This window comes from Porphyromonas catoniae ATCC 51270 (genome assembly GCF_000565015.1).
Lineage (GTDB): Bacteria > Bacteroidota > Bacteroidia > Bacteroidales > Porphyromonadaceae > Porphyromonas > Porphyromonas catoniae.
In genome coordinates this window covers 238,465-253,186 of the sequence record NZ_JDFF01000024.1, presented here as the reverse complement: position 1 = coordinate 253,186, position 14,722 = coordinate 238,465, and the positions used below count along the sequence as shown (strand labels likewise).

The following is a 14,722-nucleotide window of genomic DNA, read 5'->3' as shown; positions in this document are numbered from 1 at the left end:
CATGGGTTTCTTTTGTGCGGCTTGTAGGGCTTTTCTAGAAGGAAATGATGGTTACCTCGCTAAGGTGTGTTACCATCTCTAATATCGTCTCAGCGTGACAGCAGCGACGAAGACATGGATATCCTTCACACCACAGCTCTCTAGGAGGTCACAGAGCGTGAGTAGGGTAGAGCCCGAGGTGAGTATATCATCTACGAGGAGGATACGCTTGCCAGCGAGAGCTGAGGCTTGCTTGGGGTCGGAGCTAAGGGCGAAGGCTCTTTGGGCATTCTGCATACGCTCCTGACGCCCATAGGCGGTTTGGGAATGGCTCCCTTTCCTTCGTATGAGGTGCTTGTCACTCCATGGGAGGTTTAGCTGCTTAGCTAAGGCTCGTGCCAGGAGCGCTGCTTGGTTGTATCCTCGCTTTTGTAACCTCCCATCCTCAATGGGGACGGGTAAGATGAGGTCTATATCCTTAGGGTGGAAACGGAGAGCCTGCTTGCTCATAGCTATCCGCACGATGTAATCGGCTACGCTACGATAGCCTTGATACTTCAATGCAACGATCATCTGATGTGTATCGTTGTGGTGTGCATAGGTAAATGGAGCAGAGAGGCTACGGAAGAGGGGAGAGGCGAGTAATCGTTCGCTGGCGACAAAAGCTGTCTCTCGGTAGTAGGTAAGCCGTAGACTACACTCCAGACAAACGGTGTCTTCATGCCTGCCAAGCCTAAGCCCACAGACGGCGCATAGACGAGGGTAGACCAGCTCCCCTAGTTGCTTGATTAGATTGATTAGCTGTTGCTTGACCTTCATCCCTTCTTTAGATTTATCTCTAGGCTACCCTTAGAGTCCTTGTGGTGTGCTTGATGATGAACAAATATAAGGATAAGCAGAGATACCCGTGGAGTGGCATATTTTCCTTATGTTTGTGATATACCTATGTTACGTAACAGTATGTACAAAACGAATAAGATTATCTTTTCACTATCCCTTGTGCTTGCTACAGCAACTACAGGGATAGCCCAACAACCTAAACGACTGATTGATGAGGTTAATCCCTTCATTGGGACGAGTAACTTCGGGACAACCAATCCTGGGGCAATCGTGCCGAATGGTCTGATGAGTATCACACCATTCAACGTAATGGGATCGGCCGAACTGAATAAATACGATAAGGATGCACGCTGGTGGAGTACGCCATACAGCGCAGATAATAAGTTCTTCACGGGCTTTAGTCATGTTAATCTGAGTGGTGTAGGCTGTCCAGAGCTGGGGAGTATTCTCCTCTCGGCCTCGACAGGAAAACTCGATGTAGACTATACCCACTATGGTACGACTCTGAGCCAAGAGAAGGCTCACCCTGGATACTATACAGCTGTACTGGATAAGTACAATGTACAGGCAGAGGTCAGTGCTACTACTCGTACATCCATCACGGCCTTTACCTTCCGCGAAGGGGGAATGAGTAATATTCTTGTGAATCTAGGGCAGGGGCTGACGAATGAGAGTGGTGCAACCGTACGCTTCCTCAACGACTCAACGCTCGTAGGGAGTAAGCTCATGGGGACGTTCTGCTACAATCCTCAGGCTGTCTTCAACCAGTACTTCGCTATCCGAATTAGCCGACGTGCTCCTCAGAGTGGCTACTGGAAGAAGCAACCACCGATGCAGGGCGTAGAGGCTGAGTGGGATCATGACCATGGACGCTACAAGCTCTATCCAACCTACCGAAAGGAGATGAGTGGGAATGACATCGGTGTATGGTTCACCTTCGAGACAAAGCCTAATGAAGTAATCTACGTACAAACAGGGGTCTCCTTCGTGAGTGCAGAGAATGCATTGCTCAATCTTGATACGGAGCAGAGGGGCTTTGACTTCCATAAGGTAAAGTCCGAGGCAGAGACGGCTTGGGAGCAAGCCCTTCGTACGGTAGAGGTCGAGGGTGGCACAGCAGAGCAGCGTACGGTCTTCTATACGGCTCTCTACCACCTCTTGATTCATCCGAATATCCTACAAGATGTCAATGGCGAATACCCCATGATGGGGAGCCTCCGTACAGGTAAGACCCGTCATGACCGCTACACGGTCTATTCTCTCTGGGATACATACCGCAATGTGCATCCTCTGCTGTCTCTGCTTTACCCCAAGAAGCAACTAGCGATGGTGGAGACCATGCTAGATATGTACCGAGAGAGTGGGTGGCTACCTAAGTGGGAGCTATATGGGCAAGAGACGCTGACGATGGAGGGAGATCCGTCACTGATTGTGTTGAATGACACTTGGCACCGTGGTATCCGAGGCTTTGATACCCAGCTCGCCTATGAAGCCATGGTTAAGGGGGCTACGACACGAGGGAAAGATAACCTCATGCGCCCCGATAACGATGACTACCTCAGTCGTGGCTACGTACCACTGAGAGAGAAGTTTGATAACTCTGTGTCGCATGCCTTGGAGTACTATATCGCAGACTGGAACCTGAGTCAGTTTGCTCGTAGTCTAGGTAAGAAGAAAGAGGCAGATCTCTTCTATCGACGTTCCCTTGGCTACAAGCACTACTTTGATAAGGAGACAGGCTTGCTTCGCCCTATTCTACCCAATGGGAAGTTCCTGACACCCTTCAACCCTACGCTAGGGAGGGACTTTGAGCCTAACCCTGGCTTCCATGAGGGGAACTCCTGGAACTACAGCTTCTTCGTTCCCCATGACATCAAGGGGCTAAGCAAGCTCATGGGAGGGGAGCAAGCGTTTGTGCGTAAGCTACAGAGTGTCTTTGACGAAGGGAACTATGATCCAGCTAATGAGCCAGACATTGCTTATCCCTATCTCTTTACCTACTACCCCAAGGAGGCTTGGCGTACACAGCAGCTCACAAAGAAGCTCCTTAGTGAGCACTTCCATAACAGCCCCTCCGGTATCCCCGGTAATGATGACACAGGTACGATGAGTGCGTGGGCAATCTATACCATGATGGGCTTCTATCCAGATTGTCCGGGTAGCACCACGTATGCTCTCACAACCCCAACATTTGAGCGTATTACGATCCATCTTGATCCAGATTATTATACACAGAAGAAACTTATCGTAGAGAAGCGTGCAGCCTCAGGTGATGGAGGTGATTACTTCCATACCCTAGAGGTAGGTAACAAGCTCTATAAGAGCACGTATAGGCTGGATCATAACTCACTTGTGAATGCAGGGAAGATCGCATTCCTGACCCAAGGAAAGCCCTGATGGGAAGCCATATTGAGGCTCCTCGAATCGTAAAATTGCACAAGGGAATTGTCTATAATAGTTGTATAATCAAAAAAAGCTGTACATTTGAAGCAGAATCAAGGTGCTCTAAGCCTTCCATCCCTGTTATCCACGGGGCTAAAAGGTCGTTCACCGAAGATACTATACAGCTCATTGTCCAACTCTAATAATAATCGTTATGAACAAGACAGATTTTATCGCACGTGTAGCCGAAAAGGCAGGACTAACGAAGGTAGACGCTCGCAAGGCTGTTGAAACTTTCGCTGAAGTAGTAGCAGAACAGCTCAAGAAGGGTGAAAAGGTCGCTCTGCTTGGCTTCGGTACATTCTCTGTAGCTGCTAAGCCAGCTCGTGAAGGTATCAACCCTGCAACAAAGCAGAAGATTCACATCCCTGCACGTAAGGCTGTTAAGTTTAAGGCTGGTTCATCCCTAGACCTAAACGCACCTCGTGCTAAGAAGGCTGCTCCTGCTAAGAAGGGTAAGAAGTAAACCTTTTCTGTAAGGCAACGAGATAAAGAGGCTGCTCCCCCTTTAACGAGGGTGGGTAGCCTCTCTTATTTATTCACCTTTGGACATCCCAGCCTACCTTTTAGTACGATAGGCTGGGATGTCTAATAAAAGACTAGGGGTACCTCTTCATGAGCCACCCCTATAAACCAAGAATTGGTTGTCTCCCGACAACCAATCCTTTTCGTTAACCTTAAATCTAATACCATGAAAAACACACTACAAATATACGGCAAAGTTTGAATATAATCCAAATGTTTGTGTAAATATTTATACTTTCTGTTAGATCTATATTGGTAATAAGGTAGTTATACATGTGATTTTCTAGTCGTCAAATTACAAAGATTACCAAAGATTAACCCCCAGTGTCGCACAGATACCTGTGTCGACACTGGGGGTTAATCTTTGGTAATCTTACTTCTATTCTCTTACGTGATAGAATAGATGATGGGATTACTTGTTGCTGATGCCGAGCTTCTTTGCTACATCATCGGGGAGAGCCTTGCGGTTGATAATGATGTTCATTGTCTTACCCTTGACGAAGTTGTAGGATGCATACCAGTGTCCTTTGTACTTCCCTGCTTCACCCCAAGAGTTCTTTACCATGAAGAACTTTCGCCCGATTTGGTTCTTTGCGATACCATAGATCACCATACCGTGGTCATCGGTGAGCTCATAGTTATCGTAGCCCTTCTGTCGATACTCTTGTGTCGGCTCTACTTCGGGGACGTCTGCACGGTGCACCATTTGGTTGATGTAGTTTTGTCTCTCTGTGTAGCTAAGACCAATCCAACGTGCTTGGTCGGATCCCTTGGTTTCAATCTCTTCGATATCAGGGAGGACAGCAATACCATCTCGTGTGAAGCCTTTTTCGCTGACATCTGACCCCCAAGCAATGGTATAGCCCTTATCGATAGCCGTCTCCATCACACGCATAAACTCATCGATGGGGATGTTGTAAGACTCTGCCCAACGCCAGTTATCTTCAATCTCAAGAGCAAACTTTGAGTAGAAAGGATGGTGTGTGAAGGAGGTAAGCGAAATGTAGTCATCGGGATTCAACCCGAGAGCATTGGCGTAGCTCTTAGGAGTATACTTCTTGCCGTTGAAGGTGAACTCCTCTGGGAGCTTACCTAGGTAGGTGTCGATGATGGAGGTGAAGGCTGGATACCAAGCTGTAGAGAGCTTCCCATTAGGGTTCTTGATTACAGCATCAAGGAAGGCCTTTAGACCTGTCTCCATCTCGCTATGCTGGTTCTTTGTCGTACCATAGTTTAGCCCCATCATGACAGAGCGAGGTACAGCACCATAGGTCTTGAGTACATAGAGGACATCGTAGAATGATCCTCCTTGGGCGAAGTTCAGCTTGCCATGTAGACGAACGTACTTGCGACCCTTATCACGGTAGGAGTGGCTAACAACGAACATCTCCGAGAGGTCGAAGTTGCCTTTACCAATGCGAAGGAGTTCGCCTTCTAGGAAGCTCTGCCCAGAGTATGCCCAGCACGTACCTGAGTTAGCTTGGTTTTGGATGCCTGTGATGCGAGCATCCTTGACAGTAGTGAATACGTTTGCTTCACCAGTGTCCTTGGGCTTGTCTGGAGTCTGAGCGGACAGAGCAGAAGCCATACCCATGACTGCCATGATCGAGATGAGTTTCTTCATTTCGTGATGTGTTGTACTTAATGTTTGATAAAGTCCAATGCTATGCCTGCCCTAGGGAGGCGAAGGCGTAGCGATTCAAAGATAGTGAAATTGCCCCATTTTTCCCTTATTCTTTCTCTCTTTAGCCTTTGCTCAGCTCATTGACTTAGGTTTTATATCAACTGAGCTGTCTAGTATCTTATTCATGGAGAAGTGGAAAATATAGGTGTAGGGCAGAAATCTGTGGGTTTGTAATCGATGGGGAAAGGTAAGATGTAGAATCATTCTTCTCTCGAAAGCTCTAGAGTTTTTCTCCAAGAACTCTAGATATATTGAATAAAATCTCTAGAGTTTTCTATGATATATGGATGAGAAAGGGAGTCCCTCTCTATACCAAGCCTAGCGAGACCAGAAGTAGGGTGTGAGGATACCAATCACAGTGAATACCTCAAGACGCCCTGCAAGCATTAGGAAACAGAGTATTGTTTTGGAGAATATACCTGCACTAGCCATGGATGTCGCATATTCTCCAATAGCGGGCCCTGAGTTGCTAACTGCCGAGCAGGCAATGCTAATGCTGGAAATAAAACCATTGTTATCAAGCATGAGCAGTGTTGCACCAACGAAAATGAGCATGACATACATCATGCAGAAGGCAAGAACCTGATGTACGGCACTGACACTTAGCTGTCGGTTATTGATCAGAACAGGGGTGAGCAGATGTGGGTGAATCTGTTTCTTGAACTCGTTATAGAGATTCTTTAGTAGGACAAGGAAGCGAGAGCATTTGAGACCGCCACACGTAGAGCCTGCACATCCGTTGACGAACATCAGGAGTAACCCGATCATCCAAATAAATGGCCCGAGCTGCGTGAGGTCGGGAGAGAGGTACCCCGTACTAGATCCAAGCGAAATAGTCTGGAAGAGTCCTCGGCGTAAGTTCTCTTCTAAAGTTGGGTATTCTCCATGGAGCACCATCCATAATATCGTAATGAAGGCCAGACTAGAGATGAAGAAGGTGAAGAAGCGGAATTCCTCATCTCGAAGGAGGCGTCCTGGCTTGCCTGTAATCGCAAAGAATACAAGGGTAAGGTTCAGGCTCCCAATGAACATGAAGAAGGATAGCACATACTCGATGTACGGCGAGTTGAAAGCCTCTACACTTTCGTTCTTTGTCGAATATCCACCTGTGGAGATACAAGTGAAGGCATGGCAAATGGCATCAAAGAGATTCATTGGCCCTACCCATAGTAGAGCAACGAGTAGCACCGTCTCTGCTAGGTATACGAGCCAGAGTGTCTTGGCAACATCTGATATGCGAGGGAAGAAACGATCGTGGGTGATACCTGTTGTCTCGGCATTATATAGCTGGGTAGCACCGCCACCAAAGATGGGCATCAGTGCTACGGTGAAGACAACGATCCCGACACCACCCTGCCACTGGGTGAGGCTTCGCCAGAAGAGTAGTGACTTAGGGAAGGACTCAACGTCAGAGAAGACGCTTGCCCCTGTTGTTGTGAAGCCGGAGATAGTCTCAAAGAAGGCATCTAGGACATTCGATGTCATACCCGATAAGAGGAAGGGGAGCATCCCTACTAGAGAGAGAAGTAGCCAGACGAATGTGACAGTAAGCATCCCTTCCCTCCGAGTAGCCTGCTTTTTCTTCAGTTCTTTACCCAAAAAGGCTAGAGGAAGGCCCAAACCAAGGAAGGCAAGTATGGTTACAATCCAAGGTAGAAGGCTTTCGTGGAAAGCAAAGGCAAGAAGCAGCACTACGACCATAATTCCTGCCTCTAAGAGACACATCATGCCTAGGATACGGCTAATAAAACGGAAGTTGATAGAGTGCATGATCCTGCTTTTCTACTAAGGTTAGAAGAGCTTCTTCAGTTCGTTGATTGATATATCGTGGTAGAAGATTACCACGTGGTCATAGGGCTCAAGGATGGTGTCCCCATCAATCATGGATGGAGAGCCATTGCGTATCATGCCTCCGAAAGTGATACCCTTGGGGAGATCAAGCTCACTAATCTTCTTCCCGATGATTTTGGAATCACGGCGAGCTACGAGCTCAACCACCTCTGCGTTGCTTACCAATGAGAGGCAGGTTACTTGCCCTGTCTGCTGTCCGAGTAGGATACGGTAGATATAGCCTGCGGCGAGGAGCTTCTTATTAATAAGGGTCCCGATGTCGAGGCGGTAGGCCAGAGGGATGTAGTCGATATTCTCCTCCTTAGCTATTGTCTTGTAGACATTGTATCGCTTCGCAGCCAGACATGCTAGGACGTTGGTCTCAGAGTTCTCTGTAAGGGCAACGAAGACCTGTGCATCCTCTAGTCCTACTTCGCTTGTTATCTCGGGGTCACGTCCATCTCCGTGGTAGATCTCCACGTTGGTAGGTACGTGTTCGGATAGACGTAGACACTTATCCTTGTTGCTCTCTATGATGGCGATTTGGATGTCTGAGGGTATCTTAGTGATAGCTCTGAGGGCGACGGGGCTAGCTCCCATGATGACAATGCGACGTATCTTAGGCGCCTCCTTGCCTGCAAGCTGTCGGATGGTGTCGGTGTGATCTACGCTGCAGGTGAAAAAGACAAGGTCATTATGCTCAATCCGCGTGTTCCCACTGGGAATAATAGTGTCGAAGTCTCGCTTGATGGCGACGATGTGGTAGGACTTTGACTCTTCCTCCGGGAGCATTCCTTTTAGTTCATAGAGGTGCTTACCTACAATTGGAGCTCCTGTACGTACTTTCACCCCAATGAGTGCAAGAGCTCCATTGAAGAGCATGATGTATTGGCGAGCCCAAGGGTATCGTGTAATAGCCGCAATCTCATTTGCTGCTAGCTCCTCAGGATAGATCATCCAGTCTACACCCAGCTCTTCGAGGAGTGTGCCGTACTCTGACTCAAGGTATTCGGCATTGTTGATACGGGCGATGGTATGTTTGGCTCCTACCCGTTTGGCTAGGATACAAGACATGATATTCGTAGACTCGTCTGGGGTAACACCAACAAAGAGGTCGGCACCCTCGACATTGGCATTCTCTAGGTCTGAGAGTAGTGTGGGGCTACCCTCTATGGGGAGTACCTCTAGGTGATGGCTAGCACGCTCGAGTTTCTTGGCGTCAGGATCCATTAGGACGATGTTTTGATCCTCGTTGGAGAGCATCTTTGCTAGATGTGTCCCCACTTCACCTGCTCCTGCGATAATTATTCTCATAGACTAGTTGTGATGAGCTAAGAGTTGCTTTGCCTCTTGATACATGGACTCTTCGTCTAGGCCACAATACTGTCTTTGCTGCTGAGGTGTGCCATGAGCAATAAACTCATCTGGTAGCCCTAAGCACTTGATACGTGGGGAGAGTCCATGCTCCATAGCAAGCTGTAAGATGCCCGAGCCAACACCTCCATTGAGACACCCCTCCTCTATGGTAATTACGTTTTGTGCCTCACGAAGTACATGTGTGATACACGCTTCGTCTAGAGGCTTGGCAAAGACCAAATCTATGTGCCCCACGGAGTAGCCTTCTCCTTGTAATCTGTCTACAACCTTTGTTACTGAGTGACCAATAGGTCCAAAGGAGAGGAATGTGAGGTCTTGTCCTTCCTTCAGTACACGAGCCTTGCCATGGGGATGGGTGTGCATGGGTTGTTGCCAGTCGATGGTGGAGCCCTCTCCTCTCGGATAACGAATGGCTACAGGGCCTTGCCAATCGAAGCAGGCTGAGCGAAGGAGATGCCTGAGTTGCACCTCATCATACGGGGAGCAGATTGTCATGCCTGGTATTGTACGTAGGTAGGCAATGTCGAATGCCCCCTGGTGTGTTGCCCCATCCTCCCCGACAAGCCCTGCTCGGTCAAGGCAAAAGACCACATGGCTATTCGTCAGAGCAACGTCATGGATGAGCTGGTCATAGGCACGCTGCATGAAGGTCGAGTATATGTTGCACACAGGGATAAAGCCTTCTGTTGCCATCCCCGAGGAGAAGGTCACAGCATGTTCTTCTGCTATGCCCACATCAAAGGAGCGATTGGGGTAGGCCTCCATCATGTAGTTCATGGAGCAACCTGTTGGCATCGCCGGCGTAACGGCTACGATACGCTCATCTTCACCAGCTAGTTCGACCAAGGTATGTCCAAAGACATCCTGGTACTTTGGTGGCTTGGGTGCGGCACTTTTAGCTATTACACGCTTGCCTGTTAGGGGGTCAAACTTCCCTGGGGCATGCCATACCGTTGGGTCTTGCTCTGCTGGTTGGTAGCCTTTGCCTTTCGTTGTGCTGATATGCAGGAGCCGTGGCCCCTTCATGTCCCTTATATCCTGTAGGATTTGCACTAAGTGAACGACATCATGACCATCCGTAGGGCCCAGATAGCGAATGCTGAAACTGTCGAAGAAGTTGCTTTGCCCTGAGAGGAGTGCTTTTACTCGATTGTTGAACCGTTGAAGGTCTTTTCTTTGCCCCTCTTTTACGATATGCAGTTTACGAAGCATGCGATACATGTCGTAGCGCATACTATTGTAGGTGGGGTTGGTCAATAGATTGACCATGTGTTTATTTAGCCCACCGACGTTGTGGTCGATGGACATATTATTATCGTTGAGGATAACCAATAGGTTATTGGGGAATGACGAGGCGTTATTTAATCCTTCGAATGCCATACCTCCAGACATGGCTCCATCGCCAATGAAGGCGACTACACGTCGATCCTCATGCTTGAGTGCCGTGGCAACAGCCATCCCGAGTGCTGCTGAAATTGAGTTAGAGGCATGCCCAGCGGAGAATGTGTCGTACTCACTCTCTGTGGGTGTAGGGAAGCCAGCAAGTCCACCCCACTTACGCAGGGTATGGAACGCATGCTTACGCCCTGTGAGTATCTTGTGGACATAGGCCTGGTGTCCCACGTCCCATACAATGCGATCCTGTGGAGTATCAAAGACATAGTGCATCGCTACCGTGATCTCTACGGCTCCAAGGTTTGCCCCAAGGTGACCCGGATTTACCGAAAGAGCCTCCAGCATGAAACTTCGTATCTCAGCACATAGTTGTGGTAGCTCTTCGGGTGAGAGTTGGCGAAGATCCTGAGGATACTCAATGCGGTCGAGTAGGGGGTACTTTGCCTCAGCCTCAGATGAGATGGTAATCGGTAATACTTCTTGCTGTAGCACGTTTCCTTATCCTTAGTAGCCGAACCTCTCTAGTAGCTCTTTCTCACTAAGCTGTACCTGCTCTCCCCGCTGCATATCCTTGAGGGTGAAGCGTCCTGCTAGTCGTTCTTCCTCACCGACGAGGAGTACGTATGGGATCTTTAGGCTATCAGCATAGCCCATTTGCTTCTTAATCTTAGTGGCTTCAGGGTAAAGCTCGCAACGGATGCCCCTAGCCCTAAGTTTCGCAAGAAGGGGTAGGAGGTAAAGCGCATCTTCCTTGCTAAAGTTAGCCAAGAGAATCTGTGTACCCACCTCTGACTCCTCAGGGAATAATCCAAGCTCAAGTAGGACATCGTAGATACGGTCAGCCCCGAAAGAAATCCCTACGCCACTAAGTCCATCTAGTCCAAATATCCCGGTGAGGTTATCGTAACGTCCCCCTCCCGAGATACTGCCCATGGGGGTGTCAAGTGCCTTGACCTCTAGGATCGCTCCTGTGTAGTAAGATAGCCCACGAGCGAGGCTTAGGTCAATCATCAGTTCGGCAGAGAAGTCCAGCGTCTCTATATGGTCAAGGATGAAGCGAAGCTCCTCAATCCCTGCTAGCCCTTCCTCTGATGCAGCAAGTAGGGTGGCGAGCTTATCTAGTTTCTCCCTGTTGGAGCCAGAGAGCATGAGGAGAGGTTGAAGACGTAGAAGGGTTTCTTCCTTAAAGCCCTTGCCACGTAGCTCATCAAATACTTTCTCCTGGCCCATCTTATCCAGCTTATCGATTGCCGTAGTGATGTCGATGAGCCGCTCTTCTTCTCCTAGGACACTTGCTATACCACCTAGGATCTTGCGGTTGTTTAGGTGAATGCGCACCCTTAGGCCAAAGCGACGAAAGACTTCGTTGATGATCTGGAGGAGCTCTACCTCATTAAGGAGAGAAGTTGAGCCAATCACATCGGCATCACATTGGTAGAACTCTCGGTAGCGTCCCTTCTGTGGTCGGTCTGCACGCCACACGGGTTGTATCTGGTAGCGACGGAAGGGGAGGGTGAGCTCTGCACGGTGCATCACCACATAGCGAGCAAAGGGTACCGTGAGGTCATAGCGTAGCCCCTTTTCACATGCCTTATTTGCAAAGCGTCCGGCGTTACGCTCTAGAAGTTCCTCATCGCTTAGTTCTTTCAGTGCATCCCCAGAATTGAGGACCTTGAAGAGTAATCGATCTCCCTCTTCTCCATACTTCCCCATGAGCGTTGTCAACTGCTCCATGGTAGGGGTTTCGATTTGACGAAAGCCATAGAGAGCGTATACCTCACGGATGGTATCGAAGATGTAGTTGCGTCGAGCCATCTCTACTGGCCCGAAGTCTCGCATACCTTTAGGGATCGTTGGTTTCTGCATTATATTATTGTCTGTATCTCTATCTGTGTTGTGTCCCTTATTTCTTCCGAGAGAGGATGACAAGGGCTGATGGATATTCGTTCCTCTCATCTTGAGGAAATTCCTCTCGTGAGAGCTCTACCCACTCTGTCTGATTTATCTGGGGAAAGAATGTGTCTGCATCGGGGAAACGTGCCTCCACCTGCGTTAGGTAGATGCGATCAGCTCGATCAAGGATGGAAGAGTAGATCTTCCCGCCCCCGATGACAAAGACCTCTTCCTCTTGCTCACAGAGAGCCTTGATTGCCTCGTCCATGGAGGGGAATACCTCTGCGTCAGGTAGGCTCGTGAGGGTGCGGCTGATGACGATGTTACGTCTATTGGGGAGTGCGCCATTGGGCAGGGACTCATAGGTGCGTCGTCCCATGAGGATTGCATGTCCTGTCGTCAGCTCCTTGAAGCGTTTCAGGTCATCGGAGAGCCTCCAGAGGAGTTTGTTGTCCTTCCCGATTGCTCGGTCAAGAGCCATAGCTACAACGATAGAGAGTGTCATATAGAGCTTGGATGAATACTTAGCTAGCTATACCGATACGACGGCTGCTATGTGTGGATGGGGATCGTAGCTACGTAGCTCGAAGTCCTCGTAGGTGAAATCCTCCAATCGCTTTACTTCTGGGTTGATCCACATCGTAGGGAGTGCTCGAGGTGAACGGCTGAGCTGTAGCTCTACCTGCTCTAGGTGGTTGTGGTAGATATGCACGTCGCCAAAGGTATGGACGAACTCTCCGACCTCTAACCCTACCACTTGCGCTACCATCATCAGAAGGAGTGCGTAGGATGCAATGTTGAATGGTACCCCGAGGAAGACATCTGCACTACGCTGGTAGAGCTGTAGGCTGAGCTTCCCATCTGCTACATAGAACTGCATGAAGCAGTGGCACGGGGCAAGCGCCATCTCATCGAGCTGTGCTACGTTCCAAGCTGAGACGATGATCCTACGGCTCGTTGGGTCGTGCTTGAGCTGTTCGATGACTTGCTGTATTTGATCGATGTGTCCCCCCTTGTAGTCTGGCCAAGACCTCCATTGGTAGCCATAAATCGGCCCGAGATCTCCGTCTTCGTTTGCCCACTCGTTCCAGATACGTACCCCGTGCTCCTGCAGGTAGTGCACGTTGGTATCGCCCTGGAGGAACCACAGAAGTTCGTAGATGATGCTTTTGAGGTGGAGCTTCTTCGTTGTAAGCAGGGGGAAGCCTTTATTGAGGTCAAAGCGCATCTGATAGCCGAAGGTACTGACTGTACCTGTCCCTGTGCGGTCATCTTTCGTGTTACCAACCTCTAGGATGTGGCGAAGTAGGTCAAGATATTGCTTCATTATATAATCCCTGCTTGATATATCATTTGCTCCTTGGAGATTTGAGCAGTACAAAGGTACATAAATTAGCCCCCTCAGCCTAACACCTCCTTTCTCTCTGCCTCTTTCATCTTTTCCAAGTAGATCTTCTTCCTCTGATGTTATGAAGTCCTGCTATGCTGTATCGCAGGATGTGGATAGATGAAACTGTGAGGCTAAGTCTATTAGGGGAGCCTGTCTCTCTAAGGTATCTGAGGGGTAGCCAATATGATGAGCGGGAAACCACTATTTATCCTCATCCGCTACTATCGTGTACTTCTGCCTGTAACCTGCTCAATCACCTATGATAGGTGACAACGTTCATCTATCATAGGTGTAGAGCGTCACCTATCATAGGTGATTTGCCAGGTGTCAAGGATAACTAAATAGCCCCATTGAGTAGAGGCTATCGGCACAGCTAGGAGGACATATAGATAGCTGACTGTAGGTAGATTGTGCAGGTTGTGGGGGGAAGGGAGGCTGGTTTAGCTAAGCAGGGAGGTTTGCGTGCTTTGGGGATAGCCCTTTCCTTGCCCTAGATACATCTAGGAGAGCTAGTAACCTAAATTCCCTGGGCTGTACAGGTCTGAGTGAGGACAGGCTACCCTAGATAGAGGTCGGATGGATAGGTGACAGCCTCTAGATAGAGGGCATGGGCAGGTGCCGAGGCTGCTGCCTTTGATCGATCTTGGGCAGCAATGATAGCAGCGAAGTCATCCACTGTGAGCCTTCCCTTACCTACCTGAAGTAGGGTGCCGACGATCGCCCGTACCATGTTGCGTAGGAAGCGGTCTGCGGTAATGGTGAAGGCCCAAGTTCCCTCCTCTATCCCTCTCTGCCAATAGGCCTCGGTGATACGGCAATCGTTCGTCTTAACATCAGTGTGTAGTTTGCTAAAGCTCGTGAAGTCCGTATAGTCAAGTAGCCTCTTTGCAGCTTCGTTCATAGCCTCGAAATCTAAAGGGAAATGTAGGCGTAGCATCAGATCCTCTACGAAGGGATTTTTCCTAAGCGTTAGATAGTACCTGTAGGTACGTGCTGTGGCACTGAAGCGTGCATGTGCCTCTTCCCTGACAGGACGAATACAGTGCAGGGCAATATCCTTGGGTAGAAAACGGTCTGCACGGAAGACTAAGTCCTTTGCCTCCTCTAGCTCTAAAGGTAAATCAACATGTGCTACCATAGCTCGAGCATGCACCCCAGCATCAGTTCGCCCAGCTCCTACAATAGGTATGGGAGTAGGGGAGCGGAGGATTACCCCTAAGGCACGCTCAATAGTCTCTTGTACTGTGACGGCGGAGGGCTGTGTCTGCCAACCGCTATAGTTCGTACCGTTGTAGCTGAGGGTAATGAAGTAGCGCATAGGGTGCCAGTGTAAGAGGCAAAGAGGGAATAGAGGAAGGAGCTAAGGG

11 protein-coding genes are annotated in these 14,722 nt (G+C 49.2%); 2 read left to right on the top strand and 9 right to left on the bottom strand.

From position 1 onward, the window contains the following. Positions 1 to 78: 78 nt before the first annotated feature. The gene (locus HMPREF0636_RS07390; RefSeq protein WP_044169499.1) at positions 79 to 798 is read right to left on the bottom strand and encodes a ComF family protein; all 720 of its coding nucleotides are present in this window, start codon (positions 796 to 798) and stop codon (positions 79 to 81) included. 141 nt (positions 799 to 939) lie between these two features. Between HMPREF0636_RS07390 and HMPREF0636_RS07385 the strand changes: the two genes are divergently transcribed. Continuing rightward, the gene (locus tag HMPREF0636_RS07385) at positions 940 to 3,216 is read left to right on the top strand and encodes a GH92 family glycosyl hydrolase (protein WP_044169498.1); all 2,277 of its coding nucleotides are present in this window, start codon (positions 940 to 942) and stop codon (positions 3,214 to 3,216) included. Between the two features lie 199 nt (positions 3,217 to 3,415). Continuing rightward, on the top strand, positions 3,416 to 3,727 hold the full coding sequence (locus tag HMPREF0636_RS07380) for an HU family DNA-binding protein (protein ID WP_005468566.1): 312 nt from the start codon (positions 3,416 to 3,418) through the stop codon (positions 3,725 to 3,727). 471 nt (positions 3,728 to 4,198) lie between these two features. On the opposite strand, the gene HMPREF0636_RS07375 is transcribed toward HMPREF0636_RS07380, so the two are convergent. The 8 genes from HMPREF0636_RS07375 to truA form a co-directional block, all read right to left on the bottom strand. Next, a complete protein-coding gene (locus HMPREF0636_RS07375) occupies positions 4,199 to 5,410 on the bottom strand; it encodes a C1 family peptidase (RefSeq protein ID WP_005468568.1) in 1,212 nt (403 codons plus the stop codon). A 378-nt stretch (positions 5,411 to 5,788) separates the two neighbouring features. Then, complete coding sequence (locus HMPREF0636_RS07370) at positions 5,789 to 7,240, bottom strand: TrkH family potassium uptake protein (protein WP_081748430.1); 1,452 nt, start codon at positions 7,238 to 7,240, stop codon at positions 5,789 to 5,791. A 21-nt stretch (positions 7,241 to 7,261) separates the two neighbouring features. Beyond that, complete coding sequence (gene trkA / locus HMPREF0636_RS07365) at positions 7,262 to 8,614, bottom strand: Trk system potassium transporter TrkA (protein WP_044169496.1); 1,353 nt, start codon at positions 8,612 to 8,614, stop codon at positions 7,262 to 7,264. A 3-nt stretch (positions 8,615 to 8,617) separates the two neighbouring features. Next, on the bottom strand, positions 8,618 to 10,564 hold the full coding sequence (gene dxs, locus HMPREF0636_RS07360; RefSeq protein WP_081748429.1) for a 1-deoxy-D-xylulose-5-phosphate synthase: 1,947 nt from the start codon (positions 10,562 to 10,564) through the stop codon (positions 8,618 to 8,620). A gap of 12 nt (positions 10,565 to 10,576) precedes the next feature. Beyond that, positions 10,577 to 11,938: a histidine--tRNA ligase gene (gene hisS, locus HMPREF0636_RS07355; protein ID WP_044169494.1), complete on the bottom strand. Its 1,362-nt coding sequence runs from the start codon at positions 11,936 to 11,938 to the stop codon at positions 10,577 to 10,579. A 37-nt stretch (positions 11,939 to 11,975) separates the two neighbouring features. After that, a complete protein-coding gene (locus HMPREF0636_RS07350) occupies positions 11,976 to 12,470 on the bottom strand; it encodes a dihydrofolate reductase (protein WP_044169492.1) in 495 nt (164 codons plus the stop codon). A gap of 27 nt (positions 12,471 to 12,497) precedes the next feature. After that, on the bottom strand, positions 12,498 to 13,292 hold the full coding sequence (locus HMPREF0636_RS07345) for a thymidylate synthase (protein WP_044169491.1): 795 nt from the start codon (positions 13,290 to 13,292) through the stop codon (positions 12,498 to 12,500). A 619-nt stretch (positions 13,293 to 13,911) separates the two neighbouring features. After that, the gene (gene truA, locus HMPREF0636_RS07340) at positions 13,912 to 14,673 is read right to left on the bottom strand and encodes a tRNA pseudouridine(38-40) synthase TruA (protein ID WP_044169490.1); all 762 of its coding nucleotides are present in this window, start codon (positions 14,671 to 14,673) and stop codon (positions 13,912 to 13,914) included. Between the last annotated feature and the right edge of the window lie 49 nt (positions 14,674 to 14,722).

Excerpts from the sequence above, each read along its gene's own strand:
- HMPREF0636_RS07390 (WP_044169499.1), bottom strand. The coding sequence starts at position 798 with ATGAAGGTCAAGCAACAGCTAATCAATCTAATCAAGCAACTAGGGGAG.
- HMPREF0636_RS07345 (WP_044169491.1), bottom strand. The coding sequence starts at position 13,292 with ATGAAGCAATATCTTGACCTACTTCGCCACATCCTAGAGGTTGGTAAC.
- HMPREF0636_RS07370 (WP_081748430.1), bottom strand. The coding sequence starts at position 7,240 with ATGCACTCTATCAACTTCCGTTTTATTAGCCGTATCCTAGGCATGATG.
- HMPREF0636_RS07375 (WP_005468568.1), bottom strand. The coding sequence starts at position 5,410 with ATGAAGAAACTCATCTCGATCATGGCAGTCATGGGTATGGCTTCTGCT.
- hisS (WP_044169494.1), bottom strand. The coding sequence starts at position 11,938 with ATGCAGAAACCAACGATCCCTAAAGGTATGCGAGACTTCGGGCCAGTA.
- HMPREF0636_RS07380 (WP_005468566.1), top strand. The coding sequence starts at position 3,416 with ATGAACAAGACAGATTTTATCGCACGTGTAGCCGAAAAGGCAGGACTA.
- HMPREF0636_RS07385 (WP_044169498.1), top strand. The coding sequence starts at position 940 with ATGTACAAAACGAATAAGATTATCTTTTCACTATCCCTTGTGCTTGCT.
- HMPREF0636_RS07350 (WP_044169492.1), bottom strand. The coding sequence starts at position 12,470 with ATGACACTCTCTATCGTTGTAGCTATGGCTCTTGACCGAGCAATCGGG.
- truA (WP_044169490.1), bottom strand. The coding sequence starts at position 14,673 with ATGCGCTACTTCATTACCCTCAGCTACAACGGTACGAACTATAGCGGT.
- trkA (WP_044169496.1), bottom strand. The coding sequence starts at position 8,614 with ATGAGAATAATTATCGCAGGAGCAGGTGAAGTGGGGACACATCTAGCA.